24 protein-coding genes are annotated in these 26,556 nt (G+C 62.2%); 9 read left to right on the top strand and 15 right to left on the bottom strand.

The window, feature by feature from the left end:
* Positions 1-98: 98 nt before the first annotated feature.
* The 8 genes from clpB to dnaK form a co-directional block, all read right to left on the bottom strand.
* Positions 99-2,726, bottom strand: a complete 2,628-nt coding sequence (gene clpB, locus DXC67_RS07575) for an ATP-dependent chaperone ClpB (RefSeq protein ID WP_117637940.1) — start codon at positions 2,724-2,726, stop codon at positions 99-101.
* Between the two features lie 286 nt (positions 2,727-3,012).
* Complete coding sequence (locus DXC67_RS07580) at positions 3,013-3,684, bottom strand: hypothetical protein (RefSeq protein ID WP_147327776.1); 672 nt, start codon at positions 3,682-3,684, stop codon at positions 3,013-3,015.
* Between the two features lie 177 nt (positions 3,685-3,861).
* A complete protein-coding gene (locus DXC67_RS07585; protein WP_117637942.1) occupies positions 3,862-4,530 on the bottom strand; it encodes a hypothetical protein in 669 nt (222 codons plus the stop codon).
* Positions 4,531-4,881: 351 nt separating this feature from the next.
* Positions 4,882-7,182 (bottom strand): hydratase, encoded by a 2,301-nt coding sequence (locus tag DXC67_RS07590; RefSeq protein WP_117637943.1) that lies wholly within the window; start codon positions 7,180-7,182, stop codon positions 4,882-4,884.
* Positions 7,183-7,469: 287 nt separating this feature from the next.
* Complete coding sequence (locus tag DXC67_RS07595) at positions 7,470-7,886, bottom strand: heat shock protein transcriptional repressor HspR (protein ID WP_089573643.1); 417 nt, start codon at positions 7,884-7,886, stop codon at positions 7,470-7,472.
* 72 nt (positions 7,887-7,958) lie between these two features.
* The gene (locus DXC67_RS07600; RefSeq protein WP_055285310.1) at positions 7,959-8,924 is read right to left on the bottom strand and encodes a DnaJ C-terminal domain-containing protein; all 966 of its coding nucleotides are present in this window, start codon (positions 8,922-8,924) and stop codon (positions 7,959-7,961) included.
* 107 nt (positions 8,925-9,031) lie between these two features.
* Positions 9,032-9,874: a nucleotide exchange factor GrpE gene (locus DXC67_RS07605; protein ID WP_117637944.1), complete on the bottom strand. Its 843-nt coding sequence runs from the start codon at positions 9,872-9,874 to the stop codon at positions 9,032-9,034.
* 2 nt (positions 9,875-9,876) lie between these two features.
* Positions 9,877-11,769 carry a molecular chaperone DnaK gene (gene dnaK / locus DXC67_RS07610; RefSeq protein ID WP_117637945.1) on the bottom strand — a complete coding sequence of 631 codons (1,893 nt, stop codon included), beginning with the start codon at positions 11,767-11,769 and terminating at the stop codon, positions 9,877-9,879.
* A 543-nt stretch (positions 11,770-12,312) separates the two neighbouring features.
* Here dnaK and DXC67_RS07615 point away from each other — a divergent pair.
* Entirely contained in the window at positions 12,313-12,498 is a 186-nt protein-coding gene (locus DXC67_RS07615; RefSeq protein WP_006235216.1) for a DUF362 domain-containing protein, read from the top strand.
* A gap of 149 nt (positions 12,499-12,647) precedes the next feature.
* Here the strand turns inward: DXC67_RS07615 and DXC67_RS07620 are convergent, their stop codons facing one another.
* From DXC67_RS07620 to DXC67_RS07640, 5 genes are all read right to left on the bottom strand, one after another.
* Positions 12,648-13,193: a transcription repressor NadR gene (locus tag DXC67_RS07620; RefSeq protein WP_117637946.1), complete on the bottom strand. Its 546-nt coding sequence runs from the start codon at positions 13,191-13,193 to the stop codon at positions 12,648-12,650.
* Entirely contained in the window at positions 13,193-14,053 is an 861-nt protein-coding gene (gene nadC, locus DXC67_RS07625; RefSeq protein WP_117637947.1) for a carboxylating nicotinate-nucleotide diphosphorylase, read from the bottom strand. The genes DXC67_RS07620 and nadC overlap by 1 nt, the downstream gene beginning before the upstream one ends.
* A 3-nt stretch (positions 14,054-14,056) precedes the next feature.
* Positions 14,057-15,409, bottom strand: a complete 1,353-nt coding sequence (locus DXC67_RS07630) for an L-aspartate oxidase (RefSeq protein WP_117637963.1) — start codon at positions 15,407-15,409, stop codon at positions 14,057-14,059.
* A 79-nt stretch (positions 15,410-15,488) separates the two neighbouring features.
* Entirely contained in the window at positions 15,489-16,514 is a 1,026-nt protein-coding gene (gene nadA, locus DXC67_RS07635) for a quinolinate synthase NadA (RefSeq protein ID WP_117637949.1), read from the bottom strand.
* Between the two features lie 242 nt (positions 16,515-16,756).
* Positions 16,757-17,332 (bottom strand): hypothetical protein, encoded by a 576-nt coding sequence (locus DXC67_RS07640; protein ID WP_117637950.1) that lies wholly within the window; start codon positions 17,330-17,332, stop codon positions 16,757-16,759.
* Between the two features lie 136 nt (positions 17,333-17,468).
* Between DXC67_RS07640 and trxA the strand changes: the two genes are divergently transcribed.
* The 8 genes from trxA (at position 17,469) to DXC67_RS07680 (ending at position 24,693) form a co-directional block, all read left to right on the top strand.
* Positions 17,469-17,789 (top strand): thioredoxin, encoded by a 321-nt coding sequence (gene trxA, locus DXC67_RS07645; RefSeq protein WP_117637953.1) that lies wholly within the window; start codon positions 17,469-17,471, stop codon positions 17,787-17,789.
* Positions 17,790-18,009: 220 nt separating this feature from the next.
* On the top strand, positions 18,010-18,258 hold the full coding sequence (locus DXC67_RS07650; RefSeq protein WP_006235225.1) for a hypothetical protein: 249 nt from the start codon (positions 18,010-18,012) through the stop codon (positions 18,256-18,258).
* A gap of 1 nt (position 18,259) precedes the next feature.
* Positions 18,260-18,772, top strand: coding sequence for a nickel-responsive transcriptional regulator NikR (gene nikR, locus DXC67_RS07655; protein WP_233503204.1), 513 nt, complete (start codon positions 18,260-18,262; stop codon positions 18,770-18,772).
* A 29-nt stretch (positions 18,773-18,801) separates the two neighbouring features.
* Positions 18,802-21,273, top strand: coding sequence for a carbamoyltransferase HypF (gene hypF / locus DXC67_RS07660; protein ID WP_117637954.1), 2,472 nt, complete (start codon positions 18,802-18,804; stop codon positions 21,271-21,273).
* Positions 21,274-21,407: 134 nt separating this feature from the next.
* Entirely contained in the window at positions 21,408-21,668 is a 261-nt protein-coding gene (locus DXC67_RS07665) for a HypC/HybG/HupF family hydrogenase formation chaperone (protein WP_117637955.1), read from the top strand.
* Positions 21,668-22,783: a hydrogenase formation protein HypD gene (gene hypD / locus DXC67_RS07670; protein WP_117637956.1), complete on the top strand. Its 1,116-nt coding sequence runs from the start codon at positions 21,668-21,670 to the stop codon at positions 22,781-22,783. Before DXC67_RS07665 ends, hypD begins: the two co-directional genes overlap by 1 nt.
* Before the next feature lie 81 nt (positions 22,784-22,864).
* Entirely contained in the window at positions 22,865-23,899 is a 1,035-nt protein-coding gene (gene hypE / locus DXC67_RS07675; RefSeq protein ID WP_117637957.1) for a hydrogenase expression/formation protein HypE, read from the top strand.
* A gap of 125 nt (positions 23,900-24,024) precedes the next feature.
* Positions 24,025-24,693, top strand: coding sequence for an HAD family hydrolase (locus tag DXC67_RS07680; RefSeq protein ID WP_117637958.1), 669 nt, complete (start codon positions 24,025-24,027; stop codon positions 24,691-24,693).
* A gap of 494 nt (positions 24,694-25,187) precedes the next feature.
* Here DXC67_RS07680 and DXC67_RS07685 read toward each other — a convergent pair whose 3' ends face one another.
* Together DXC67_RS07685 and DXC67_RS07690 are read right to left on the bottom strand one after the other, a co-directional pair.
* Positions 25,188-25,745 carry a hypothetical protein gene (locus tag DXC67_RS07685; protein ID WP_117637959.1) on the bottom strand — a complete coding sequence of 186 codons (558 nt, stop codon included), beginning with the start codon at positions 25,743-25,745 and terminating at the stop codon, positions 25,188-25,190.
* Between the two features lie 235 nt (positions 25,746-25,980).
* On the bottom strand, positions 25,981-26,517 hold the full coding sequence (locus tag DXC67_RS07690) for a PTS glucose transporter subunit IIA (protein WP_089573519.1): 537 nt from the start codon (positions 26,515-26,517) through the stop codon (positions 25,981-25,983).
* Positions 26,518-26,556: the final 39 nt, after the last annotated feature.

The following is a 26,556-nucleotide window of genomic DNA, read 5'->3' on the forward strand; positions in this document are numbered from 1 at the left end:
TATCGATTGTCGCACGAAAAAGGGCGGCGGACCCAATTGGATCCGCCGCCCTTGGCGTTTAGAGACGGCTGGCAGATTTTAAGGCATGTCCCATAAATCTACTCGGCGTCGGGGACCTCGTAGGTAGCAGACGGCGTGTTGTCGCACACGACGGTAAAGCCGCCGTCCTTGTCGGCATCGACCGTCACCTGATCGCCCTCGCGCACCGTACCGTCGATGATGGCGGCGGCGATGGCGTCCACGACCTCGCGCTGGACCAGGCGCTTGAGCGGACGGGCACCGAACACGGGGTCCAGGCCACCCACGGCGAGCATCTGCTTGGCCGCCGGGGTGATGGCAAGCGTCATGCGCTCCTTGGCCAGACGCGCGCGGACGTCGGCAAGCTGGATGTCGACGATCTTCTCGATCTGCGCCATGCCGAGCGGATGGAACACCACGATATCGTCGATACGGTTGAGGAACTCGGGGCGGAAGGTCTGAGCCATGGCGGCGTCGACCTGATGGCGCATCTCCTCCTCGTCCTTACCGGACAGATCGGCGATGGCCTTGGAGCCCACGTTAGACGTCATGATGATGATCGTGTTCTTGAAGGACACCTGGCGACCCTGGCCATCGGTCAGACGGCCGTCATCAAGCACCTGCAGCAGCACGTTAAAGACATCCGGATGAGCCTTCTCCATCTCGTCGAGCAAAATCACGGAGTACGGACGACGGCGCACGGCCTCGGTAAGCTGGCCGCCCTCGTCGTAACCCACGTATCCCGGAGGCGCACCGATCAGACGTTGGACGCTGAACTTCTCCATGTACTCGGACATGTCGATACGCACGAGCGCACGCTCGTCATCGAACAGGCACTCGGCAAGCGCCTTGGCGAGCTCGGTCTTGCCCACGCCGGTGGGGCCCAGGAAGAAGAAGCTGCCGATGGGCTTGTCCGGATCGGAGAGGCCCGCACGGCTGCGACGCACGGCCGCGGCGACAGCGGAGACCGCCTCGTCCTGGCCGATGACGCGCTTATGCAGCTCGCCCTCCAAGCCCTTCAGCTTGTCGAGCTCGCCCTGCATCATCTTGGAGACGGGCACGCCGGTCCAAGCGCTCACGACCTCAGCGATCTCATCGGAGGTCACCTGCTCGTTGAGGCCCTCGCCGTCCTGCTGCTTTTGCGCCTCGAGCGCAGCCTCGGAATCCTGAATCTGCTGCTGCAGGCCCGGAATCACGGAGTAGCGCAGCTCGGACGCACGGCCCAGGTCGCCGTTGCGCGTCGCACGCTCCTCTTCGCTCTTGGCCTCGTCGAGCTGTCCCTTGAGCTCCTGCACGTGGTCGATGGCGTTCTTCTGGTTGAGCCAGCCGGCCTTTTGCACGTTGAGCTTTTCTTGGACCTCGGCAATCTCTTGGCGCAGGGCCTCCAGACGCTCCTTGGAGGCGTCGTCGGTCTCCTTCATGAGCGCCTGCTCCTCGATCTGCAGCTGGGTGAGCTGACGCGTGGTGGCATCGATCTCGACCGGCATGCTGTCGAGCTCCATGCGCAGGCGGCTTGCCGCCTCATCAACCAGGTCGATGGCCTTATCGGGCAGGAAGCGGTCGGCGATGTAGCGATCGGAGAGGTCGGCGGCCGCCACGAGCGCGCTATCGGTGATATGCACGCCGTGGAAGATCTCGTACTTCTCCTTGAGGCCACGCAGGATCGAGATGGTGTCCTCGACGGTGGGCTCGGAGACCATCACGGTCTGGAAACGACGGGCGAGTGCCGCGTCCTTCTCGATGTACTTGCGATACTCGTCGAGCGTAGTCGCGCCGATTGCGTGCAAGTCGCCACGGGCAAGCGCCGGCTTCAGGATGTTGCCGGCGTCCATGGAGCCCTCGGTGGCACCCGCGCCCACGATGGTGTGGAGCTCATCGATGAACAGGATGACCTTGCCTTCGGACTTTTGGACTTCCTTGAGCACGGCCTTCAAGCGGTCCTCGAACTCGCCGCGGTACTTGGCGCCGGCGACCAGCGCGCTCATGTCGAGCTCGATGAGGTCGCGGTCGCGCAGGGTGCTCGGTACGTCGCCGGCCACGATTCGCTGAGCAATGCCCTCGACGATGGCCGTCTTGCCGACGCCCGGCTCGCCGATAAGCACGGGGTTGTTCTTGGTGCGGCGGGACAGGACCTGGATGGTACGACGGATCTCGTCGGTACGGCCGATGACCGGGTCGAGCTTGCCGGCGCGAGCCAGATCGCAGATGTTGCGACCGTACTGCTCCAACGCCTCAAACTGCGTCTTGTCCTCGGCAGACGTCACGCGGTCATCGCCGCGCAGTTCCTCGTAGACTTGCTCGATGCGCTCCTTGGTCACGCCGGCGTCACGCAGCACGCGACCCGCCTCACCCTTGTCCTCGGCAAGTGCCATCAGCAGATGCTCGGTCACCACAAAGCTGTCGCCCATCTTGGTGGCCTTTTTCTCGGCCTTCTCGATCACGCGAACGAGCTCGTTGGACAGGCCCATCTGCTGACCCTCGCCCGACACCTTGGGCGCATGGTCGATGGCATCTTGTGTGGAGCGTGCGAGCTGAGCCGGGTCGGCACCGATGCGCTCGATAATCACGGAGATATTGCGCTCGCCGGCACCGAGCAGGGCAGACAGCAGGTGGATCGGCTCCACCGCGCCGGCCTGTGCATCGGCAGCCGTGCTCATGGCGGTCTGCAGCGCCTCGCGCGACGTCATTGCTAGCTTATCGATTCTCATGGAATCACCTCTCTTGGGGCGGCCGCCCTACGGGGCGGCTTCACGTTGTTCGAGAAGTATTGTTGCCAGCTTTACGCGATCTTATACACAAATCTAAGTCTCTATATATAAGATTTTCTGAGTGAATTCCGGATAGGGTACTGAGATGTCAGCCCGCCGCTGCCCAGGCGCGCTACCGTCTCGATCTGTAACATCTAGCAGCCATTTTTGATCCTAGATGTTACAGATCGAGACAGACCGAAAACCACCACAAAGAGGACAGGCACCTTTGTGGTGGTCGCGGTCTCTACTCCTTCGCCGAACCCGTACTTCCCGATTCGACGGTCCAGGGCATCTCATCCTCGAACAGCCATGTACGGGCAGACCCACTATCGCGTGCAGTCTGCGGGTCAGGCAAGCAGGTCTGTTTATAGGCATCTTGGATACACTGACCCATAAAATCGTTGAACTCGGTCTGGTCGCCCTCCATGACATAGGCGACATCACCGTCCATGATGTAGATGCCCGGACCCTTATTGCCCTCGTAGCCCGGATCGTACGAGACATCACATAACTTTGCGCCGTTTGCAGTGTCCAGCTCGATGGAAGAGTGGCATCCGCCAACCATGTCGTTCGCTTTTGCCCGATAGGACGCATATCCGTACCAACGCTTAAATGTTTTGCCCTTGAGTAGCTCGGACGCCCTATCGATCAGGCTTGTATCCGTGGTATAGCGCATGGCCCCAAGCTGAATACGCGGATAATTGCTAATACCCAGCACAGCCGGCTGCTCATCAAAATCAACGGCAATGGTCTCGGGCTTGTCGTCGCCGGTCAGAAGTTCGACAGATTGAGTCACAGGCTTGACCACCGGCTCCGTCACCGCAGCAGGTAGAAACGCCATGCCGACAGCGCCCATGCCAACCACGGTGATCGCAAGCGCCAAAACAATCAATCCAATACGGGCAGGACTTCTCACAGCAAAGCACCTCACAATGCAAGCCTTCGCCACCTGCACTAATGATATCGCAGCCAGCACTATTACCAAAAGGAGCCGCTCGTTCCCCACCACCACAAAGGCGCCTGTCCCCTTTGTGGTGGTGGGGCACGAGCTCGATATTGCCATGCTCGTTGAGCGACATTTCAATAAATGTCCCTACAGGATTTCATCCGGGCTGGCGGGCTTGGTTGTTTTGGGGATGCCAAGTTTGGATGACGCGAAATCATCAACATTGTCCTTGATCCCGTCTTTTGTATAGACGGTGACCATATAGGTGCTGTACCCAAATTCGCTCTTGTTGCATATCGCCCAGGCCTGCCAGTAGGCGGCCCTGCTCCGTCCTTTTATTATTCCGATGCGGCGGAGTTCTGTTCGCTTTAACTTTTGGTCGTTATCGATGGATCGGCCGGCCTCCTCGGTAAGCCCGCACCGTTCGATCAGCTTGTCGAGAACTTGGTTCATGTGACGCTCGTCGGTGTTTGGAGCATAGTCGTAGGCGAGGGTGATGGAGTCGAGGGGCTGGTCATCGATCAAATAATTCATCGCCTGAGGTTCAAGGCCGAAATGAGGAGACTGTCCGTCGACCTGATCGAGCAGCGGTAACTTTGACCGCCAACTTCCGGTGGGAATTGCATCTTCGTAAAACACGCCGCGGCAGATAAAGGAGAGCGAGGTGGCACGCGAGCCGGCGTCGACCATTCCGCATAAATCGAAGGGCGAGGCGATACCAAGGGAAAAGGGCGTGATGACGATAAGGAAGAACATCACGATGGGTACGGCGAGAATGGCGATGGCGTTACGGCAAGTGGAGCGAGACGGCTTCATATGTGCCCCCTAAGACAAATAGCAGGCAAGTTCCATAACAAATGAATAATCTCAGATAACAACTTATTCTAGCCCATAACAAGCAAGGACATCAGACATTGGGAACAGGCCTGTTTGCCCGGTCATTCATTTTTGTTCCCCACCACCACAAAGGTGCCTGTCCCCTTTGTGGTGGTTTTCGGCAAAAAGAAGCCGCCCCGATAGCAGAGGCGGCATCAAGCAAGTCTATTTTTAGCGTCCCTCAAGACCCAACGAGAACATCGCGGTAGCCCCGGCCACACCTTTCCCTCGGGCGACCCTCGCGAAGCGCGTGAGCACGAGGGAAAGGTGTGGCAGGGGCGTACAGCAGAGTTACTCGGCAGCGGCCTTGAACTTGTTGTAGTTGATCAGGCAGCCGGCCTTGACGATGGCACGCTCCTCGGCCGTCATATCGGCAATATAGAGCTCAATCTGCTCGACCGCACCATCGGCGCGCACCACGTAGGCGGCGATGTCCTTTAGGTCGCCGTCGAGCGCGGCGCGGATACCCGGCACAAAGACGTAGTCGCCCACCTCAAAGTTGGGCTCGGCCTCCATCTGAAAGGGCACCATGCCCCAGTTCATCACGTTGGAGCGATAACGCTTGGTGGCGTACTCGTGGACGATGTTGGCCAGGCCGCCGATCACGCGCTGGCAGCTCGCGGCCTGCTCGCGAGCAGAACCGTCACCGGGCTTCTTGGCATAGAGCATGGAGCCGTACTCGGTCGCCTTGGCATCGGCCGCGACACCCGCGCCGGCCAGTGACTCAAACACGCCGGCAAGCTCGGTATCGAGCGCGGCCAGGTCGCCTGCGGCCTCGCCGGCCACGCGGCGCTTTTCTACCGCGTCAACCTCCTTGGAACGGCCCACGTAGGCCGGGTCGCGGCGGCTCAGCGTAAACTCGGCCAGGCCCAGCGGGTTGGAGCGGAAGGAGCTCGTCTCGCCCGAGGGAATGAGCTCGTCGGTCGTAGTGACCGGGTCCATGATCTTGGAGCAAACCTTGAGCAGGATATCGTCGCCGAGCGGCTCCATCGCGGGCCACGGCTTGATGTTGGGGCCCTCGACCAGCTCGTCGGCGGGCTCAGCCTTGCCAAAGCCCCAGTACACGCGCTTCTTGTAGGGAGCGTCGTCGAAGGTGTACTCGCAGGCCTCGTCCCAAGTCTCCTCGGGTAGGTCGGTCGCCGGCGTCAGGACGCCGCCGTTGGCAGCCGTCGCCGCAATGGAGCGAGCGTCCATCAGAGCCACGGCGCTCAACTGGCCATTGCCCGGCTTGGAGCCCTCACGGTTGGGGAAATTGCGCGTGGTGTGGCGGATGGACAGGCCGTTGTTGGCAGGCGTGTCGCCGGCGCCAAAGCACGGGCCGCAGAACGCCGTACGCACGATCGCGCCGGCCTCCATAAGGTCGTAAATGTAGCCACGGCGCGTGAGTTCGAGCGCCACGGGCTGGCTCGTGGGATAGACCGACAGCGAGAACTCGCCGCAGCCGGTGTTGGCGCCCTTGAGCACGCGGGCAGCCTGGACCACGGAGTCGTAGTTGCCGCCCGAGCAGCCGGCGATAACGCCCTGCTGCACGCGCAGTTTGCCGTCGACGATCTTGTCGAGCAGGCTAAAGTGTGTCTTGCCCTCGCCGATCTTGGCGGCCTCGAGCTCGACCTCGTGCAGGATGTCCTCGAGGTTCTCGTTGAGCTCGTCGATCTCAAAGCCGTTGGAAGGATGGAACGGCAGCGCGATCATGGGCTTGATGCTCGACAAGTCGACCTCGACGCAGCCGTCGTAGTAGGCGACATCGGCGGGCTTGAGCTCGCGGTAGTCGTCGCCGCGGCCGTGCATGGTCAGGAATGCGTGCGTGTCCTCGTCGGTGGCCCAGATGCTCGACAGGCAGGTGGTCTCGGTGGTCATGACGTCGACACCGTTGCGGTAGTCGGTCGTCATGCTCGAGATGCCGGGGCCCACGAACTCCATGACCTTGTTCTTAACGTAGCCCTTGGCAAAGACGGCGCGGATGATGGCGAGCGCCACGTCGTGCGGGCCGACGCCGGGGCGCGGGGCACCCGTGAGGTAGATGGCAACGACGCCGGGATAGGCGACATCGTAGGTGTCGCGCAGCAACTGCTTGGCCAGCTCGCCGCCGCCCTCGCCCACGGCCATAGTGCCCAGAGCGCCGTAGCGGGTGTGCGAGTCGGAACCCAGGATCATCTTGCCGCAGCCCGCGAAGTTCTCACGCATAAAGGAGTGGATAACGGCGATATGCGGCGGAACGAAGATGCCACCGTACTTCTTGGCGGCCGAGAGACCGAAAACGTGGTCGTCCTCGTTGATGGTGCCGCCCACGGCGCACAGCGAATTATGGCAGTTGGTGAGCACGTAAGGCAGCGGGAACTGCTCCATGCCCGAGGCGCGCGCCGTCTGGATGATGCCGACAAAGGTGATGTCGTGGCTCGCCATGACGTCGAAGCGAATCTTGAGTGCCTCGGGATCTCCGGACGTATTGTGTGCCTGGAGGATCGAATACGCGATGGTGCCGCGCTTGGCATCCTCGGGCGTCTGCGTAATACCACGCTCGGCAGCCTCGGCCGCAGGCACAACCTCGCTGCCGCCGCGCAGGTAGATGCCGTCCTCGTACAGCTTGACCATACTGTCTCCCACTCTGCCCAAAACGATTTGGGCGCATAGCATACATTCGTTCAATATCGTGCCATAGAACGGTTGCGAGTGGGTTACGAATCTGCACGTTCACTTTATCTCAGTAAAGCAAAGAACGAGTTGGGTGCCGGGGGCAGACTTAGACGCCGAAATGACGAGAGTGGATAATCTCCCACTTTGAGCCTGCAAACAGGCCAAAAACGGGAGATTATCCACTCTCATTCTGCGGGCACTCATTTAAGTCTGTCCCCAATGAGTGCCCGGCAGCGTCGGCGGAGCTATAGGTCGCTACCCGTACCTAGCAGCTTGCGCATGACTTGCTCGGGGTTAACCGAGCCATCGCGCGGGGCCAGGGCGGTGATCTTCTTCTGCATCTTGTACTCGTGCAGCTCATCCTCGAGCTGGCGCACGCGAGCGCGGAGCTTCTCGTTCTCGCGCTCGCGCTCCTCGGCACGCTCCTTCATATCGAGAATGCGCACCACGCCGGCAAGGTTGATACCCTCGTCAGTCAGCTGGTTGATGAGCTCCAGACGCTCGATATCGGCACGCGAATACAGGCGTGTGTTACCGCCCGAGCGCTGGGGGTTCACCAGGCCCTTAGACTCGTAGACGCGCAGAGTCTGCGGATGCATGCCGGTCAGCTCGGCCGCCACGCTGATCATGTACAGCGGTTTGTTCCTATTGTCCTCGGCCATGCTACCTGACCCCTTTCCGTCTCGTTATCGTCCATCATAAGCCCGCGGGCGCGGGCGCGCGCCGCGACCGCCCTAGTACGTCGCCTTGTAACGGTTGACCTTCTCGCGATAGTCGCGCGTGTCGGCCTCGCGCAGCTTGGTCATGGCATCGCGCTCGTCATCGGATAGGTTCGTGGGGACCTGCACCTTGATCTCGACGAGCAGCGCGCCTGTGCGGCCACGGTGCTTAACGTCGGGCGCACCCATCTCCTTAAAGCGGAACTTCTTGCCCGTCTGGGTGCCAGCGGGCACCTTCAGACGAACCGTCGCGCCGCCGGGCGTGGGCACATCCACCGTGCAGCCGAGCGCCGCCTCGTAGACCGAGACCGGTACCTCCATGGTCACGTCGGCGCCTTTGCGCTTGAACAGCGGGTGCTCCTCCACATGCGTGGTCACGACCAGGTCGCCGCGCTCGCCACCCGCAACGCCATACTCGCCGCGACGCTTGTAGCGTAGCTTGCCGCCATCGACCGCGCCCGCGGGCACCGAGACCGTGATGGTCTGCTGCTCGCCTGTCGAGGGAATGCGATAGGTGACCTTGTGCGTCACGCCGCGAAACGCGTCCTCGGCCGTCACATCGACGGTCAGCGATAGGTCGCCGCCCTTGCGAGCGCGGCTGCGACCCGCGCCGGCACCGGCAGCGCCCGCAGCCCCGGCAAAGCCCGAGCCCCAATCGCTACCCCAGGCGCCATTGCCGCTGAAGATGCTGTCGAAGATATCGCCCCAGCCGCTGGCGCCCGCGCCGGCACCGTAGCCGCCGCCATACGCGCCGCCCGCGCCCGGCATGCCGCCGAACATGAGCATCTGGTCGTACTCTTTGCGCTTCTTCTCGTCCGAAAGCGTCTCGTAGGCCTCGCTGATCTCCTTAAACTTGGCCTCGTCGCCGCCGGCATCGGGGTGATATTTTTGCGCGAGCTTGCGAAACGCGCTCTTGATCTCTTTGTCGGAGGCGCTCTTGGATACGCCCAGGATGTCATAGAAGGTTTTGCCTGCAGCCATCGTAGCTCCTCTCCTGTTTCATCCGCCGCCCAGCGGGCGGCGGCTCATGCTTTCATATGGCACTTGGCCAGAAAGGGCCCCGGGTGTTGCCCCGGGGCCCTTCTCAATTACTCCTCGGTGCTCTCGGCCGTATCGGCCGTAGCATCCTCGGGCGCCGCTTCGGGCTCCGGTGCGGGGCGCTTCTCGCCACCGTAGGTCACCGTCACCATCGCGGAGCGCAGGATGCGGTCCGCCATGCGGTAGCCCTTCTGGTACACGTCGTTGACGGTCTCGTCGTACTGCGATGCGTCCTCGACACGCCCCACGGCCTGGTGCTCGAGCGGATCGAACGCCTCGCCCTTGGGGTCGATGGGCTCAACGCCCTCGTGCGCAAACACATCGAGCAGCTTGGCATGCACCGCATCAACGCCATCGACGAACTGCTTAAAGTCGTCGGAAAGCTCCTGGCTACGGGCATGGTCGATTGCACGCTCGATATCGTCAACCACCGGCAACAGCGCGGTGACAAGCTTCTCGGTCGCGCGCTCGCGCTCGGCGATACGCTCGTTGGCAGTGCGGCGACGGAAGTTCTCCCAGTCGGCCTGCAGACGGGCGGTACGCTCGGTGGCGTCCTTTGCCTTGTCCTCGGCGGCCTTCTGAGCCTCTGCCGCAGCATCGAGCTCATTGCGCACGTCGGCAAGCTCTTTCTGAGCCTGCTCGAACTTGAGCTTAAAGTCGTTGTCGGCGGCTTCCTCACCGGCGCGGATAGCGGCTTCCACCATCTCGTCCTCGGTCATCGTCGCCTCCTTGTTGGAATCCTCTACCTGGTTCTCGGCAGCCTCGGCGGCCGGGGCCTCGTTGGCCACGGTATCGTCAACGGCCTCTACGGGAATCTTCACGTCCTTCTCCTCAGAGTCAACGGGGGCGGCGCCAGCGGCGGCCGCCTCCGTGCGAGCTTTACGGGCGGACATGATTATTTGTCCTCGTCGTCCACAACCTCGTAGTCGGCGTCGACAACGTCATCGTCGGCAGGCTGGGCGCCAGCGGCACCGTCGGTCTGCTGCTGAGCGTCGGCGTAGACAACCTGGGCCAGCTCGTAGGCCACGGACTGCAGGGACTCGCCGGCGGCCTTGATAGCCTCGACGTCAGAACCCTCGAGCGCCTTCTTGGCGTCGGCGATAGCGGCCTCGGCCTTGGACTTCACGTCGGCGGAAACCTTGTCGCCCAGCTCGTTGAGGGTCTGCTCGGTGGAGTAGCACAGGCTATCGGTCTGGTTACGGACCTCGACCTCTTCCTTCTGCTTCTTGTCCTCCTCGGCATGAGCCTCGGCGTCCTTGACCATACGATCGACTTCGTCGTCGGACAGGGCGGTGGAGCCGGAGATGGTGATCTGCTGCTCCTTGCCGGTGCCCTTGTCCTTAGCGGAGACCTTGACGATGCCGTTGGCGTCGATGTCGAAGGTGACCTCGATCTGCGGCACGCCGCGACGGGCAGCCGGGATACCGGTCAGCTGGAACTTACCGAGCGACTTGTTGTCGCGGGCAAGCTCGCGCTCGCCCTGGAGCACGTTGATCTCGACGCTGGTCTGGTTGTCGGCAGCGGTGGAGTAGACCTCGGTCTTGGAGGTCGGGATCGTGGTGTTGCGGTCGATCATCTTGGTCATGATGCCGCCCATGGTCTCGACACCCAGCGACAGCGGGGTAACGTCGAGCAGCAGGATGCCCTCGACGTCGCCGGTGAGCACGCCGCCCTGGACGGCAGCGCCGTCGGCAACGACCTCGTCGGGGTTCACGGACATGTTGGGCTGCTTGCCGGTCATGGTCTTGACGAGCTCCTGGACGGCGGGCATACGAGTGGAGCCGCCGACGAGGATGACCTCGGTCAGATCGGAGAGCTTGAGCTTAGCATCGCGCAGGGCGTTGGTGACAGGCTGCTTGCAGCGCTCGAGCAGGTCACGGGTGATCTTCTCGAACTCGGCGCGGGTCAGCGTGTAGTTGAGGTGCAGCGGGCCAGACTGGTTCATGGTGATGAACGGCAGGTTGATGGTGGACTGCTGGGCTGCGGAGAGCTCCTTCTTGGCGTTCTCGGCGGCCTCCTTCAGACGCTGCAGGGCCATGGGGTCCTGACGCAGGTCGACACCGTTCTCCTGCTGGAACTTATCGGCCATCCAATCGATGACGCGCTGATCCCAGTCGTCGCCGCCCAGGTGGTTGTCGCCCGAGGTGGACAGAACCTCAAACACGCCGTCGGCGAGGTCGAGGATGGAGACGTCGAAGGTACCGCCGCCCAGGTCGAAGACCAGGATGCGCTGGTCGGTGCCCTGCTTGTCCAGGCCATAGGCAAGAGCAGCAGCAGTCGGCTCGTTGACGATACGCTTGACGTTGAGGCCGGCGATCTTACCGGCGTCCTTGGTGGCCTGACGCTGGGCGTCGTTGAAGTAGGCCGGGACGGTGATGACGGCGTCGGTGACGGTCTCGCCCAGATACTTCTCGGCGTCAGCCTTCATCTTGGCGAGCGTCATGGCGCTCACCTGCTCGGCGGTGTAGTCCTTGCCCTCGATATCGACGACGGCACGGCCACCCTGGCCCTCCTTGACCTCATACGGCACGGTCTTGATCTCGGAGGTGCACTCGGAGTACTTGCGGCCCATGAAGCGCTTGATGGAGAACACGGTGTTCTTGGGGTTGGTGACAGCCTGGTTCTTAGCGGCCTTGCCCACGACGCGATCGCCGTCGGCACGGAAGCCCACGACGGACGGGGTGGTGCGGTCGCCCTCGGCGTTCACGATGATGGTCGGAGAACCGCCCTCGAGGACGGCCATAGCGGAGTTAGTAGTACCAAGGTCGATACCAAGAATCTTGCCCATTAGAAATTCCCTCTCTCTTTTGCGTTCGCGCCGCCTCGACGGTCTGTCACGCGGCGCTTCGGCTTGTCTTTCAGGATGTAGTGTATCCCCTTATGGGCCGGAATATACAAAATCTAAGTCAATTCATATAAGATTTCTTATTGCCGAGAGTTTAGGTTCTCAAATGCACAGGTAGATGCGCTGATTGAGTTCTCGGCAAATCTATCGAAATCTATGTAGAGATGGCTGAGGTTTGAACCGGAGCCACACGGAACGATCTTGGGGCACCCCCGAGGAAAGCGCGACCCGTTTTGAGCGTCGATTCCGGGATGCGCTTTCCAAAAGCGTGCTCAATAGCTCAATATTTCAAGTCACCTTTAGCTAACATTTGCGCAGCTCAACGGCCCCACCTGCGCGTTTTTTAGTAAACCTTGGCATACTCGGCGAACGGTATGAAGATGCCGGCCAGAGGGTATTGCAAACGGTCGCTCCCGTGGTATGTTTTTGCCCGAATCAAACCGACGCGCATCGCCTGTAGCGTCGGTCAACAGAGAGGAAACTACCATGGCTCATCCCGTAATTGATGCCGACGAGTGCATCGCTTGTGGCGTTTGCGTCGACTCCTGCCCCGCTGGCGTTCTGGAGCTCCAGGACGTCGCTACCGTCGCTGACGAGGACTCCTGCGTCGCCTGTGGCGCTTGCCAGGACGCTTGCCCCGCTGGCGCGATCACCGAGATCGTCGAGGAGTAACAACCCCCCCCCCACCTGCACACTCAAAAGTACACCGTGCACAAAAAAGGAGGCCTCCGCATCGCCGCGGAGGCCTCCTTTTTTTGTTTGTGCGGATAACTAATTTGGCACCGCTGCAGATTGCCGCTTAGGGGCGTTTTCAGCATCGGCTACGATAGGTCATCTTCGTAGGGCATGAGGTCTGCCAAGTAGCCTTTTTCCTTGAGCATGGCCTCGATCTCGTCGAGGGTTTGCTCGTCCTCCGCCGCGATGCGATGGAAGTGGTAGCCACTCGTCACCGTTAGTAGTGGAAAGCTCTTGCCGCTCTCGATATCGTGCAGGTAGCGCTCAACATCGCGACGGTTGCGAATGTCCAGATCGGCTGTGATCTTGCCATACACGCGGTGGTTGACGATTACATTGAGCACGGCACCGCCCGCGTCGACGATACTCGTGAGCTCATCGCCTGCCTGCTCCACGCTGTGGCGAACCTTGACCAAGCGCGTGGGCACGGCGGGGCTGCTGGGGGCCTCCTGCAGCACATAACCACGGTTGGTCGCCACGATATCGTGCCCATCGGCGCGCAGCAGGGCGATGTCTTGCACGACAATCTGGCGGCTCACACCCACCTCGCGAGCAAGTGCGCTGCCCGAAACGGGCTCCGTGGCCCCCTCGAGCACGCCCATGATGGCACGGCGACGCTCGCGGGCGTCCATTATTTACCGTCCAGCAGACGCAGGTGCTTGAGCGAGAGGTCGAGAATCGGCGCAGAGTGCGTCAATGCCCCCGAGCTAATAAAGTCAACGCCCAGGTCGGCGAGCGCGCGGATATTGCTGGCATCCACATTACCCGAGCACTCGGTCTTGGCGCGGCCGGCGATAAGCTCAATCGCGGCAGCCATGTCATCGTGGGTCATGTTGTCGAACATGATGATGTCGGCACCGGCCTCCACGGCCTCGCGTACCATGTCCAGGTTCTCGCACTCAATCTCGACCGTCGTGGTAAACGATGCGTGGGCGCGTGCCATCTCGATCGCACGCGTCACGCCACCGGCGGCGTCGATATGGTTGTCCTTGAGCATGACAGCCGTCGACAGGTTGTAGCGGTGGTTGCTGCCGCCACCGATCTCGACCGCGGCCTTCTCGAAGACGCGCATGCCCGGCGTGGTCTTGCGTGTGTCGACAAGCACGGTCTTGGTACCCTCGAGCGCCGCTGCCATATTATGTGTGTAGGTGGCGATACCGCTCATACGCTGCAGATAGTTGAGCGCCACGCGCTCGCCCGAAAGCAGCACGCGCGCGTCGCCGCGCACTTGGCCCACGTGGTCGCCGGCGTGCACTTCGTCACCGTCGGCAACATCAAACAGCACCGAGCTCTGCGGATCCAGCAGCTCAAAGGTGCGGGCGAACACGTCCAGGCCGGCGATGATGCCGTCGGCCTTGGCGATGAGCTCCACCGTAGCAGGGCGCGCCGTGGGGCACACGCTCGCCGTGCTTACGTCCTCAAACGTAATGTCCTCGCGCAGGGCCTGCAGGATCAGATCATCGACGACGAGTTTCATGGTAATGGGATTCATGGTCTACTCCTCCACGGCCTGCGTGCCGGCGGCACGGGCCAGATCATCGATTGCCAGGGCGTCGGCGCTCAGGGCGCGATGACGGCCATCGAGGGCGGGCTCGCCCGCCTGCTCCACGGCAAGCGACTCGCCGGTGCGCATACGCCAAGCAGCGCGGCGACCCCAGACTAGGGACTCGAGCAGGCTGTTGGAAGCCAGGCGATTCTTGCCGTGAACGCCATTGCAGGCCGTCTCACCAGCGGCGTAGAGCTCGGGCATCGAGGTGCGGCCGTCCTTGTCGACCCACACGCCGCCCATAAAGTAGTGCTGCGTGGGCGTGACGGGGATGGGCTCATCCAGGATGTCGCGACCGTCCTCAAGGCAGCGCGCGCGGATGTTGGCGAAGTGCCCGGTCACCACGTCGCGCTCGACGGGGGCAAAGCTCAGCCACTCGTGCTCGGTGCCGTCCTGCTTCATCTGCTCGCGAATAGCAGCGGCGACCACGTCGCGCGGCTGAAGCTCGTCGGTAAAGCGCTCACCGGCAGCGTTGAGCAAAATCGCTCCCTCGCCGCGGCAGCTCTCGCTGATTAGGAAGGTGCGACCCGGCTGCGGCGAGAACAGACCCGTGGGGTGAATCTGCACGTAGTCCAGGTGCTCCATCGTAATGCCATGCTCCTGAGCGATGTAGCAGGCATCGCCCGTGAGCTGCGGGTAGTTGGTCGAATGGTCGTATACGCCGCCGATGCCGCCCGTCGCCCACAGCGTGTGGCGGGCATGGATCTTAAACGGCTCGCCGGCATGCACGCCCTCGGCGGCATTTGCCAGCTCATCGGCGGGACGAACCGAGTTGTCCTCGTCCACGGGAACGGCGACGACGCCGGTGCACACCGTGGCGTCGTCACGCTCGGCGGTCAGGATATCGGTCATGGCAACGTGTTCGAGAATCTGCACGTTGTCCAGCTTGCGGACAGCCTGGAGCAGTTTGGTCGTAATCTCCTTGCCCGTAATATCGGCATGGAAGGCGATGCGCGGGCGGCTGTGCGCGCCCTCGCGGGTAAAGTCGAGGCTGCCGTCGGCCTTGCGCTCAAAGTCCACGCCCATGGCCAGCAGGTCGTTGATGACCGAGCGGCTCGAGCGAATCATGATGTCAACGCTCTCGCGGCGGTTCTCGTAGTGGCCGGCGTGCATGGTGTCCTCAAAGAAGGCATCGTAATCCGAGCCCTCGGGAAGCACGCAGATGCCGCCCTGCGCGAGCATCGAGTCGCACTCGTCGACCGTACCCTTGGAGAGCATGATCACGCGCGTGCTCGTCGGCAGATTGAGGGCAGCGTATAGGCCCGCCACGCCGCAGCCGGCAATAACGACGTCGCACTCCATGTCGGGGTATTGCTTGGTTTCCACAGGAATCCTCTCCCTTGTGATGTGACTGGGGAACCGCCCCTCATGTCACATTGTTCTAGCGCGCCGCGTACTCGAGCATGCGGTCGAGCGTGAGCTTGGCCTGGTCGGCGGCCTCGTCCGACACGCCAATCTGCACCTCGCCCTCGCCCGTCTCCAGGCAGCGTACGAGCTTTTCGAGCGTGATGAGATCCATGTTGGCGCAGGTGGGCTGCACCGCGGGGAAGTAGAACTTTTTGCCGGTGCCCTGGCAGCGGCGCTCGAGCTCGTAGAGCACGCCGCGGACCGTCACGATGATGAACTCGCTGGCGTCCGACTCCTCGGCGCACTTGATGATGCCGGCGGTGGAGCCGATGTAGTCAGCCTCGGCAAGGACGTCGGCCTTGCACTCGGGGTGCGCCAGCACGAGCGCGTCGGGATGTGCCTCCTGCGCATCGACGATCTGCTCGACGGTGATGATGTGGTGGCGCGGGCAGTAGCCCTTGTTAAGCAGGACGTGCTTTTGCGGCACCTGCTCGGCTACGAAGCGACCGAGGTTTTGATCGGGAATGAACAGGACGTGCTGCTGCGGCAGCTCTGACACAATCTTGACGGCGTTGGAGCTGGTGACGCACACGTCGCTCCAGCTCTTGATCTCGACCGTCGAGTTGACGTAGCACACTACGGCCAGGTCGTCGCCGTACTCGGCGCGGGCGGCGTCGACCGTCTCGCGCTTGACCATATGAGCCATGGGGCAATCCGCGCCCGGCTCGGGCAGCAGCACGGTCTTGGTGGGATTGAGCAGCTTGGCGCTCTCGCCCATAAACTCCACGCCGCACAGCACGATGGTCTGCTGCGGCAGGCTCTTGGCAAGCTTTGCCAGGTAGAAGCTGTCGCCGACGTAATCGGCCACAGCCTGGACCTCGGGCGCCACGTAATAGTGCGCCAGGATCACCGCGTCGCGCTGGGTTTTAAGTTGCTGAATGGCCTCGACGAGCTCTGCGGGCACCAATGCTGCGCGCTCCGTTGCCGTCGTTGCCGATGCCAGGCCGGCCGCAATATCGCGTGCAAGCTCCGATGCATCCATGTTCGCGCTCTGTGCCATCAAGGCCCCTCTCTTTTGGCGAATCTTGGGGCTTTAGTATGACACCTAGGTTTACAGCTGACAAGACAGCTGTAAACCTAGGTGTAAAGTTGAAATAAAGATTCAATCATGCGGCAGGTCCATTTTCGAACTGGCAAGCTGAGGATAGCCGAGCTCTCGATAGCGCAGGAGGCATCTTTGGACGGCCGCCGCGCATGGTCGACGGCATGCCCACCAGGCAATCGCTCACCGGCGCCAATCCGCTACAGCGGAGCGGCCGCCGGGGTCAGCTGCTTGATGTAGGCCCACATGCGCTGCTTGGCCGCCTTGTCGGTCAGCGCCGCCTCAAAGCCATCGAGCGCGAGCACGCGACGACCCTGTACATGGGCGACCAAGCCGGGCTTGAGCATGGCGGTATCAAAGTCGTCGATTGCCACGAGCATGTCGGCATAGGTCTCGCGCATGGTATCGGCCGCGCGATCGTCCAGCAGCAGGACCGCCTCGGGGTCCAAGGCCTCGAGCGCCTCGCGGAACAGCTCGCACGGCAGGCCCTCGCCTGTCGCAACTGCTCCGTCGCCCGCGCCGGCAACACTTGCCAGCACGCAGAAATCCTCTGGCGCGTAGCCGATGGCGCCGAGCGCCTTGCGCAGCGCGGCACCATCCGGACCGGCAGCCAGCTCGCCGCCCGCACGCTCGGCATCGTCTAAATCACCTTTTACCAGCACAATCGGCGAGCACGCGTTGCCCGCGATACGCACGCCGCGGCCCGCAAGCGATGCGAGCTCCTGCTCGGTCGCCTGGGCGATAGCTTCTTTTTTCTGGCTTTGTGACGTGGACATGCGCTCTCCAATCGTTTGCGTGCCCACCATTATATAAAAGAGCCGACCGCGAGTGCTTGCTTTGCGGACCGTTGGGTATAAGCACAGTCGTACTGAATTTTACGCGGCTGAGCCGCGTCGCACTATGGAGGTCACCATGGCTGACATTAAGCAGATTACCCCCGAGAACTTCGATTCCGTCGTTAACGGCAGCCTTCCCGTGCTGGTTGATTTTTGGGCACCGTGGTGCGGTCCCTGCCGCTCGCTCTCGCCCATTGTTGACGAAGTGGCCGACGAGCTGGCCGGCAAACTTGCCGTCGTCAAATGCAACGTCGACGACAATCAGGACCTAGCCATGAAGTTTGGCGTTATGAGCATCCCCACGCTGGTTGTCTTTAAGAACGGCGAGGAAATCGACCGCTCCGTTGGCGCGCTGCCCAAGGCCAGGCTGCAGGCGCTGCTTGAGAAGCATCTGTAATACGCCGGTCATGTGCTGCCGTCCATGAGCGGTTTTGCGCCGCTCACCGGAGAGCCGGACGCTGCGCCCGCGACCACGGATAGTATGGTAATCGCAAACAGCCCCCAGTGAACGGGTGCGGGTCAGACGGACTCGCACCCGTTTTCTTATGCGGCGATGCGCAAAGCGGGCGTAGTAGAATCTGAACCACTGATTAAACCCGTACAAAAGGAGACTTGTCATGCATGACGTCGGAATGAACATGAGCCAGCTTGCCATGAGCGTCAAGCAGGTCGACGACACGATCGAGCTCGCCCACGAGTGGAGCCATCAGCTGCTGCATGCGACCGAGAACTTTGACATGGAACGCATTGGCGCCAAGCTCGAGGCCGCCATGGCGGCACTCCACGAGGCGCACGACGCACTCGAGGGCTACGAGGAAGCCATCGAGGCCGACCATAACTCCGTTGGCTCCGTAAAGCTGGTGTAGCGTGGCCGAGCACGAGCACGCCTGCGATCACGAGCACGAGCATCCGCACGGGCCGACCGGCGACATGGGCTGCCGTTGCAGCGGCTCCGCCTCAGAGCTGGTCCGTTTTTCAGTCACCGCGCCCGACGACCTGCTGCGCCGCTTTGACGAGCAGATCGCGCGCCGCGGCGACGTGGCCAACCGCTCCGAGGCAGTGCGCGACCTGATTCGCGCCTCCATTGCCAAGGAGCAGATGCGAACACCCGACGAGCAGGTCATCGGGTCGCTCACCATGATTTACGACCATCACACCGGCGACCTGACGCGCCGCCTGGACGAGGTGCAGCACGACTACACCGACGAGATCGTATCGACCATGCACGTGCATCTGGATCACCACAACTGCTTGGAGATTCTGGCGCTTAAGGGTCGCGGCGAGCGCGTCTACGAGCTGGCTGACCGCCTGCTGGGCCTGCGCGGCGTTAAACACGGCGAGCTCACCTGCGCCGCCACCGAGCAGAGCTTGGGGCTGTAACAGCACACATTTCAACGAAGGAGGGCCGCATGCGACATGCGCATATCCATGTAACGGGCATTGTGCAGGGCGTCGGCATGCGACCGTTTGTGTATCGCGAGGCCATGGCGCACGGCATTTGCGGCTGGGTGCTCAACGCGGGCGATGGCGTGCATATCGAGGCGCACGCCCTTGGCAAAGCACTCGACGAATTTGTCGACGCGCTTTCCGAGCATGCGCCTGCGGCGTCTCGCGTGGAGCGTGTCGAGGTTGTAGGCCTAGCACCCGGCGACTGGGACGCCGCCAACGAGCAGGGCTTTCGCATTGTGGCGTCGCAGGATCAAACTGCCCACACGACGCTCATCTCGCCCGACATCGCCACGTGCGATGACTGCCTGCGCGAGTTATTCGACCCCGCCGACCGACGCTTTCACTATCCCTTTATCAACTGCACCAATTGCGGACCGCGCTTTACCATCATTCGCTCGCTGCCCTATGACCGAGCGGCAACCTCGATGGATCGCTTTCCCATGTGCCCCACCTGCGCCGCAGAGTATGCCGACCCACTCGATCGACGCTTTCACGCGCAGCCCGATGCCTGCTTTGATTGCGGACCGCATATTACGTGGCGCGAGGCGGATCGCGGTGTTATGCCAACGGCGGTCGGCGCAACACCCGCCGTCGGCTCCACGCGCGAGGCCAGCGATGCCATCATCGAACGCTGCGTCGAGCTGCTGGCAGGCGGCGGCATCGTCGCCATCAAGGGTCTGGGCGGATTCCACCTGGCCTGCGACGCCACCAACGAACGAGCGGTGTGCGAGCTGCGCCGTCGCAAGCGTCGCAGCAACAAGCCGCTTGCCGTTATGGTGCGCGGCCTTGCCGACGTCGAGCGCCTGTGCCACATCGATGGCGTTGAGCGCAACCTGCTGGCCGGCAGCGTTCGCCCCATCGTGCTGTTGCGCCGCCGCGCGGCCGGCAACGACGCCTACGGCTCCCCCAACGCCCTCGAGCTCGCGCCATCCGTCGCACACGACTTGCCCGAGCTCGGCGTCATGCTCCCCTACACCCCGCTTCAACATTTGCTGCTCGCTGCGGCTGTAGCGCACGGTATGCACGCAATCGTCATGACCAGCGGAAACCTGAGCGAAGAGCCCATCGAGACCGACGATGTCCTTGCATGGGAACATCTCGTTGCCGCCGGCATCGCCGACGCGCTGCTCGGCAACGACCGCGCAATTCTGTCGCGCTACGACGACTCCGTGGTACGCGTAGTCGACGGCGACGTCATGCCCGTGCGTCGCGCACGCGGATATGCGCCGCAGCCGCTGTCGTTGCCGGCGTTCAACGGCACCACGCCCTGCGTGCTCGCCTGCGGGCCGCAGCAAAAAGCCACGATTGCACTCACGCGCGAAGGGACGAACGGCGAGGCAGCCTGTTTTGTGTCGCAACATATCGGCGATGTCGAAAACGGCGCGACTTTCGATGCTTGGAACGCCGCGCGCTCGCGTCTGGAAAACCTCTTTGACCTGGCGCCTGCCGCCCTGGCATGCGACATGCATCCCAGCTATCTGTCGAGCCAATGGGCGCGTGATCGGGCACGGGAGCACAGTCTGCCGCTTACCGAAGTCCAGCACCATCATGCGCACATCGCGAGCGTAATGGCAGAGGCGATTGCCGCAGGCCGGCTTGCGCCCGATGCACGTGTCCTCGGCATCGCCTTCGACGGCACGGGTGCCGGCACCGATGGCACCATATGGGGCGGCGAGTTTCTTATCGCCCATCTCGCCGATTTTGAGCGCGTCGCGCATCTGCGCACCTGGGCGCTTCCCGGTGGCGCCGCATCCGTACACGATGCCCGCCGCAACGCCTTTGCCCTGCTCAGCGAGCTCAACCTGCTCGAGCACCCGGGAGCCGTGGGGCTCTTGAACAGCCTTGACGAGCAAACACGCAGCATAACGGCAACGATGATCGAGCGCGGCATCAACAGCCCGCGCACCAGCAGCATGGGTCGCCTGTTTGATGCCGCCGCCGCGATCCTAGGCATTTGCGGCCAGGCGACCTACGAGGGCGAACCCGCCATCGAGCTCGAAGCCGCCGCCTGGCGTGCACTGGACGGCGAAATCGCCCGTTTTCCCGACAACAACGTCGGCTATTTCGCATCTGGCCCATCGTGGTTGGACGGCCCCTATGTTCAGGACCAGAAAGCACTCTTTGAGGCGCTTTTGGAGGGAATTGAAGCCGGAGCGCCCGCCGGCAGGCTCGCGCTCGACTTCCATGTCGCCGTCGCGCGCTCCTCGGCACACATCGCCAGCGATGTCTGCGCGCGCGAGGGCATCGACACCGTCGCGCTCTCGGGCGGCGTGTTCATGAACCGACTTCTGCTCCAGCTCCTCACCCGCGAGCTCAAAAGCGCAGGCCTTACTGTCCTTGTCCCCCACACCGTACCCGTCAATGACGGCTGCATCGCCTACGGTCAGGCGACGGTCGCAAGCGCTCGTCTTGCGCAGATCGCATCGCAGTAGCTCGCCCTCACACACCACTGTGCCCAGCCGTCTCACAGGTGTAACGCGTTTGCTCGTGACTCCCGCGAGCGCTACCATCATCTGATGGATAATTAGGCGCCTATCCAGCGCAAAACGTATAAAAGGGGAACATTATGTGCCTTGCCGTTCCCGGTAAAGTGGTCAAACGCGACGACGACCTTAAGGCGACCGTCGACATGATGGGCATCGAGCGCCCCGTTTCGTTGCGCCTCGTGCCGACGGCACGGGTAGGCGACTATATTCTCGTGCACGCCGGCTTTGGCATTCAGATTGTTGACGAGCAGGAAGCCCAAGAGACACTCGAGCTCGTCAATACCATGACCGAGCTGGCCGAAGAGGACCAGCTCGCCACCAACCCGGCCGAGGCATACTAGTGGCGGCGGCGCAGCCGGTTCGCTCCGGTATCGACTTTTCGGCATTTCGCGACCCCAAGCTGGCTCGCGAGCTCATCGATCGTATTCATGAGCTTGTCGGCAACCGCAGCATCAACCTTATGGAAGTCTGCGGTACGCATACCGTGAGCATTGGCCGCTATGGCTTTCGCTCCATTATGCCGACGGGACTCAAACTGCTAAGCGGCCCGGGGTGCCCCGTTTGCGTCACCGCCAACCGCGACATCGATCACGCAATCGCGCTTTCCAACATGGACGGTGCCATCATCACCACCTTTGGCGACATGATGCGCGTGCCCGGATCGTCCACCTCGCTCGCCGCGCAAAAGGCAGCAGGGTGCGACATTCGCATCGTCTACTCCCCGCTCGACGCGCTCGACATTGCCGAGCAAAACCCCGAACGCCCGGTCATCTTTATGGGCGTGGGCTTTGAGACTACAACGCCCACCATCGCCGCCGCCATCTTGGAGGCCGAAGCGCGCGGGCTCCAGAACTTCTCGGTCTACTGTGCTCACAAGACCACGCCGCCGGCTCTGCGTGCGATCTCCAACGACCCCGAGACGACCATCGACGGCTTTATCCTGCCTGGTCACGTCGCTACCATCACAGGCCTGGCACCCTTTAGCTTTTTGGTCGACGAGTTCGAGACCCCCGGCGTAGTCACCGGGTTTGAGCCGGTCGATATCCTGCAGGGCATCTGCACGCTGGTCCAGATGGTTGTCGAGAACAGGCCCGCAATCGACAACGCCTACCGCCGCGGCGTCAATGCAGACGGCAATCCCGTGGCGCGCCAACTGGTCGAGCAGGTGTTTGAGCCGTGCGACACCACGTGGCGCGGACTGGGACCGATTGCGGCTTCGGGTCTTTCCATCCGACCCGAATTCGCGCGCTTTGATGCCGGCGCCCGCTTTGATGTGCCCGTTGAGGCGACGGTCGAGCCACGCGGGTGCCGCTGCGGCGACGTGCTGCGCGGAGCCATCACGCCGAGCGACTGCCCGCTGTTCGGCCACGCATGTACGCCCGAACACCCCGTCGGCCCCTGCATGGTGAGCTCCGAAGGCAGCTGCGCGGCGTACTTTAGATACCGCGACTATTAGGTTCCGCCGTTCTAACGAACGGCGGACCGGTCGACGCTGCGCCTCACCCATATAATTCCACCCACGATTGGAGTTTTCGATATGTCCCGTACTGCCACCGATAGCACTGTCCTGCTGGGCCACGGCTCCGGCGGCCAGATGATGAAGCGCATTATCGATGAGGTCTTTCTGGATGCCTTTGGGTCGCCCGAGCTGCTTGCGGGCAACGATGCTGGTGTCGCCGCGCTGCCCGCAAGCGGGCGAATCGCCATGTCGACCGACAGCTTTGTGGTAACGCCGCAGTTCTTCCCCGGCGGCAATATCGGCCGCCTCGCCGTATGCGGAACCGTCAACGACGTCGCGACCTCGGGCGCTAACGTGCGCTACCTCTCGTGCGGCTTTATCCTCGAAGAGGGCTATCCCATGGACAAGCTGCGCCAGATTGTGCAGACCATGGCCGAAACAGCACGCGAGGCGGGCGTGTCCATAATCACCGGCGACACCAAGGTGGTCGAGCGTGGCGGTGCCGACGGCGTCTACATCAATACCGCCGGCGTGGGCGAGGTGCCCGCAGGTGTGACGCTCAGCGGTGCCAACTGCCGCCCCGGCGACGTCATCCTGGTATCGGGTACGCTAGGCGACCACGGCATCGCCATCATGAGCCAGCGCGAGGGCTTGGCGTTTTCGAGCGCCATCGAAAGCGACGCCGCGCCGCTCAATCATCTGATTGCCGACGTGCTCGCCGCCGCCCCCGACACCCGCTGCTTCCGCGACCCCACGCGCGGCGGCCTGGCATCCACGCTCAACGAGTTTGCCCAGGCCAGCGGCGTTGCCATGGAGATCGACGAGGATGCCGTGCCCGTGCGCCCCGACGTACAGGCGGCATGTGAGATGCTCGGTTACGACGTTCTGCAGGTGGCAAACGAGGGCAAGATGGTTGCCGTGGTGCCGGCCGAGCAGGCCGATGCCGCGCTGGCCGCCATGCGCGCCGCCCGCTACGGCGAAAATGCCGCCATCATCGGTCGCGTGCTGCCACTTGCCGAGGGCGCCCGTCCCGCCGTGCGCGTGCGCACCGGCTGGGGATCGACCCGCATCCTCGACATGCTCGTAGGAGAGCAGCTGCCGAGAATTTGCTAACGACAGAGATGGTCGGGCAGCGCGGCCCGATACACAGCAGTCAAAGTTATTCAGATTTCAAACATGCCCGACACGCCAGCCCGTTATCATGGGTGCGTCCTATAACCCAAACGGCGGGAGCACCCATGGCAGCAGCTTTTTCCCATGTGATTTTTGATTTAGACGGCACCATCCTCAACACGCTCGAGGACCTGGCGGCCGCCGGCAACCACACCTGCGAGATGCACGGCTGGCCCACGTTTGCCGTGGACGAGTATCGCTACAAGGTGGGAAACGGCATGCTCAAGCTGGTTGAACGCTTTATGCCCGCCGAGTACGCGGGCGACGGCCGTATGTTTGAGCAGACGCTTGCCGAGTTTAGGGCCTATTATGGCGAGCACAAGGAGGACCGCACCTCACCCTACGCCGGCACGATTGAGATGCTCGACCGTCTGCGCGCAGAGGGCGTTCAGCTTGCCGTGCTCACCAACAAGGACCATATTTCGGCAGCCCCGCTTATCGAGAAATACTTTGGCCCCGATCGCTTTGCGCAGGTACAGGGCCGTGTCGATGCGTTTCCGCCTAAGCCCGAAGCGCCCGTCACGCTGCATGTAATGAAGGAGCTGGGCGCCAACCCGGCGACCACGCTCTATGTGGGCGATTCGAATGTCGATGTTCTGACCGGTCACAACGCCGGCCTTAAGAGCGCGGGCGTCAGCTGGGGCTTCCGCGGCCGCGCAGAGCTGGAAGCCGCCGGCGCCGACTACGTGGTAGATACGCAGGACGAACTCGCCGAGCTAATCTTGGGCGAGTAGCGAGCGGCACTGCTTAACGTAGCTGCGACAATTCTTCCGCGCGGAAAGCGCGTCCCGTTTTGGAGCTCCGGAATGGGATGCGCTTTCCGTTTGAGGCGCGTCGGGAAAACGCCATCCCGTTTTGGAGCAATATTCCGGGTCGCACTTTCCGCAACCCACCCCATCCGGAAACCGCGACCCAGAATTCGACCAAAAACCGGGCCATATTTTCCCGAGCGTTCGCGATGCAACGCTGGCGCAAGGAGTGTCCCCAACTGCCGGCAGAAAAGGAACGTCCCCAACTGCCACCTCAATGACTACCATGGCAACGCCGCAGGTAGAGGACGGGCAGCGAGCGGGCACCAGAGCGAACAAATTGGCATGAAAAAGGCGAGGCATAGACCTTCTGGTCATGCCTCGCCTTTTGAATGACAAATTGTCGTCCTGGGCGGCGCGCAGCGTCGGGCAGTTACGGCGTTTGGCAAAACGCCGTAACGAACTACCGTGTAACTCCCCTAGCTCATCATGGCATTCATCATCTCGTTGGTTGCGGAATCGTCGGCAGACCACTCGCCGTCGTCATTGCAGGAATACTTGAAGGTGACCTTGGTGTCCTTGGTCTTAGCAGCCTTGGTCACATCGACCATAACCTGACCGGCCATCTTGTACAGCTCGTCATCGGAAGGCATCGAATCAAGCGCGGCGACCTTCTCCTGGTACTGGGTGGCAAAATCCTCAACGATCTGGTTCATGGACTTGCAGGTAATGGTGACCTCGGCAGTTGCGGTACCCTTGTCCTCGTCGACCGTCACGTCGCCGATCTTGTAGTCAAAGCCCTCGAGATAGCTCTTGGCGTACTCCTTGGGATCGATGCCCAGCTGCTCGAACTCGTCACCCGAGGCCTCTTCCAGGCCGGCGAGGAAGTCGTCGCCACCGTTCTTGACCTCGTCAAACTGCGTCGTAAGATCATCGGTGATGAGCTCCTCAACCGAAGGGCCTCCGCAGCCGGAAAGCACAACTACGCACGCGACCAGAACAGCCATCAGGGGCGCAAGCAGCAGCTTCTTCTTCATGACATTCCTCCCAACAAGCGGCACCGCGCTTCCCGACGCGGTGCACGTCGTAACAATAAGGCCATTCTAGCCGCTAACGAACACCCCCGGCAAAGCAAAGGCGCAGTCGGCTCGATTTAACGTCCGAACGGTTTACCGTTCCGCCCAACGCGCAATAAAACGTTCCGCCGCATTGTAATAAAAAAGGGCGGCCGGATAACCCGACCACCCTTGCGCATCCTTATGTTGCCGCAGTTTACTTGCGGACGACCTTGACGATGACATCGCCGGCGGCGACAGCGGAGTCAGCCTCGACGGCGAGCTCGACGTCGGCGAACTCGGCAGTGTTGGACACAGCCACGACGACGCAGTCCTTGTAGCCGGCAGCGGCGATCTTGGCGCGGTCGATCTTGAGCATGGGCTGGCCAGCCTTGACGACGTCGTCGGCCTTGACGAAGCCCTCGAAGCCGTCGCCGTTCATGTTGACGGTATCGACGCCAACGTGCACAAGAACCTCGATGCCGCTATCGGACTGCAGACCCACGGCGTGACCCATGGTGACGGTCACCTTGCCGTCGCAGGGAGCGTAGACCAGATCGTCCTCGGGCCACACAGCGCAGCCCTTGCCCAAAACCTCGCCACCAAAGACGGGATCGGGCACGTCGGCCATCTTGATGACCTTGCCCTTGACGGGCGAGCACAGCACGTCGGCGCCGGCAGAAGCAGAGATGGAGGCCGGAGCAGCGGCAGCCGCGGGCTCAGCCTTCTTCTTGAACATGTCAAACAGACCCATACGTTTTCTCCTCTTGATTAAGCGCAACGTTGTGCGCAT

The organism is Collinsella sp. TF07-1 (assembly GCF_003437235.1).
In the GTDB taxonomy this organism is placed as follows: domain Bacteria; phylum Actinomycetota; class Coriobacteriia; order Coriobacteriales; family Coriobacteriaceae; genus Collinsella.

Coding starts and splice junctions, on each gene's coding strand:
- DXC67_RS07600 (WP_055285310.1), bottom strand. CDS start 8,924: ATGGCTGCAGGCAAAACCTTCTATGACATCCTGGGCGTATCCAAGAGC.
- DXC67_RS07690 (WP_089573519.1), bottom strand. CDS start 26,517: ATGGGTCTGTTTGACATGTTCAAGAAGAAGGCTGAGCCCGCGGCTGCC.
- DXC67_RS07620 (WP_117637946.1), bottom strand. CDS start 13,193: ATGGACGCCCGCGAGCGTCGCCGTGCCATCATGGGCGTGCTCGAGGGG.
- DXC67_RS07640 (WP_117637950.1), bottom strand. CDS start 17,332: ATGTCCACGTCACAAAGCCAGAAAAAAGAAGCTATCGCCCAGGCGACC.
- nadA (WP_117637949.1), bottom strand. CDS start 16,514: ATGGCACAGAGCGCGAACATGGATGCATCGGAGCTTGCACGCGATATT.
- hypE (WP_117637957.1), top strand. CDS start 22,865: ATGTCCCGTACTGCCACCGATAGCACTGTCCTGCTGGGCCACGGCTCC.
- DXC67_RS07585 (WP_117637942.1), bottom strand. CDS start 4,530: ATGAAGCCGTCTCGCTCCACTTGCCGTAACGCCATCGCCATTCTCGCC.
- dnaK (WP_117637945.1), bottom strand. CDS start 11,769: ATGGGCAAGATTCTTGGTATCGACCTTGGTACTACTAACTCCGCTATG.
- DXC67_RS07630 (WP_117637963.1), bottom strand. CDS start 15,409: ATGGAGTGCGACGTCGTTATTGCCGGCTGCGGCGTGGCGGGCCTATAC.
- nadC (WP_117637947.1), bottom strand. CDS start 14,053: ATGAATCCCATTACCATGAAACTCGTCGTCGATGATCTGATCCTGCAG.
- DXC67_RS07605 (WP_117637944.1), bottom strand. CDS start 9,874: ATGTCCGCCCGTAAAGCTCGCACGGAGGCGGCCGCCGCTGGCGCCGCC.
- DXC67_RS07650 (WP_006235225.1), top strand. CDS start 18,010: ATGCATGACGTCGGAATGAACATGAGCCAGCTTGCCATGAGCGTCAAG.
- hypF (WP_117637954.1), top strand. CDS start 18,802: ATGCGACATGCGCATATCCATGTAACGGGCATTGTGCAGGGCGTCGGC.
- DXC67_RS07615 (WP_006235216.1), top strand. CDS start 12,313: ATGGCTCATCCCGTAATTGATGCCGACGAGTGCATCGCTTGTGGCGTT.
- DXC67_RS07590 (WP_117637943.1), bottom strand. CDS start 7,182: ATGGTCAAGCTGTACGAGGACGGCATCTACCTGCGCGGCGGCAGCGAG.
- DXC67_RS07665 (WP_117637955.1), top strand. CDS start 21,408: ATGTGCCTTGCCGTTCCCGGTAAAGTGGTCAAACGCGACGACGACCTT.
- DXC67_RS07595 (WP_089573643.1), bottom strand. CDS start 7,886: ATGGCCGAGGACAATAGGAACAAACCGCTGTACATGATCAGCGTGGCG.
- clpB (WP_117637940.1), bottom strand. CDS start 2,726: ATGAGAATCGATAAGCTAGCAATGACGTCGCGCGAGGCGCTGCAGACC.
- trxA (WP_117637953.1), top strand. CDS start 17,469: ATGGCTGACATTAAGCAGATTACCCCCGAGAACTTCGATTCCGTCGTT.
- DXC67_RS07685 (WP_117637959.1), bottom strand. CDS start 25,745: ATGAAGAAGAAGCTGCTGCTTGCGCCCCTGATGGCTGTTCTGGTCGCG.
- DXC67_RS07680 (WP_117637958.1), top strand. CDS start 24,025: ATGGCAGCAGCTTTTTCCCATGTGATTTTTGATTTAGACGGCACCATC.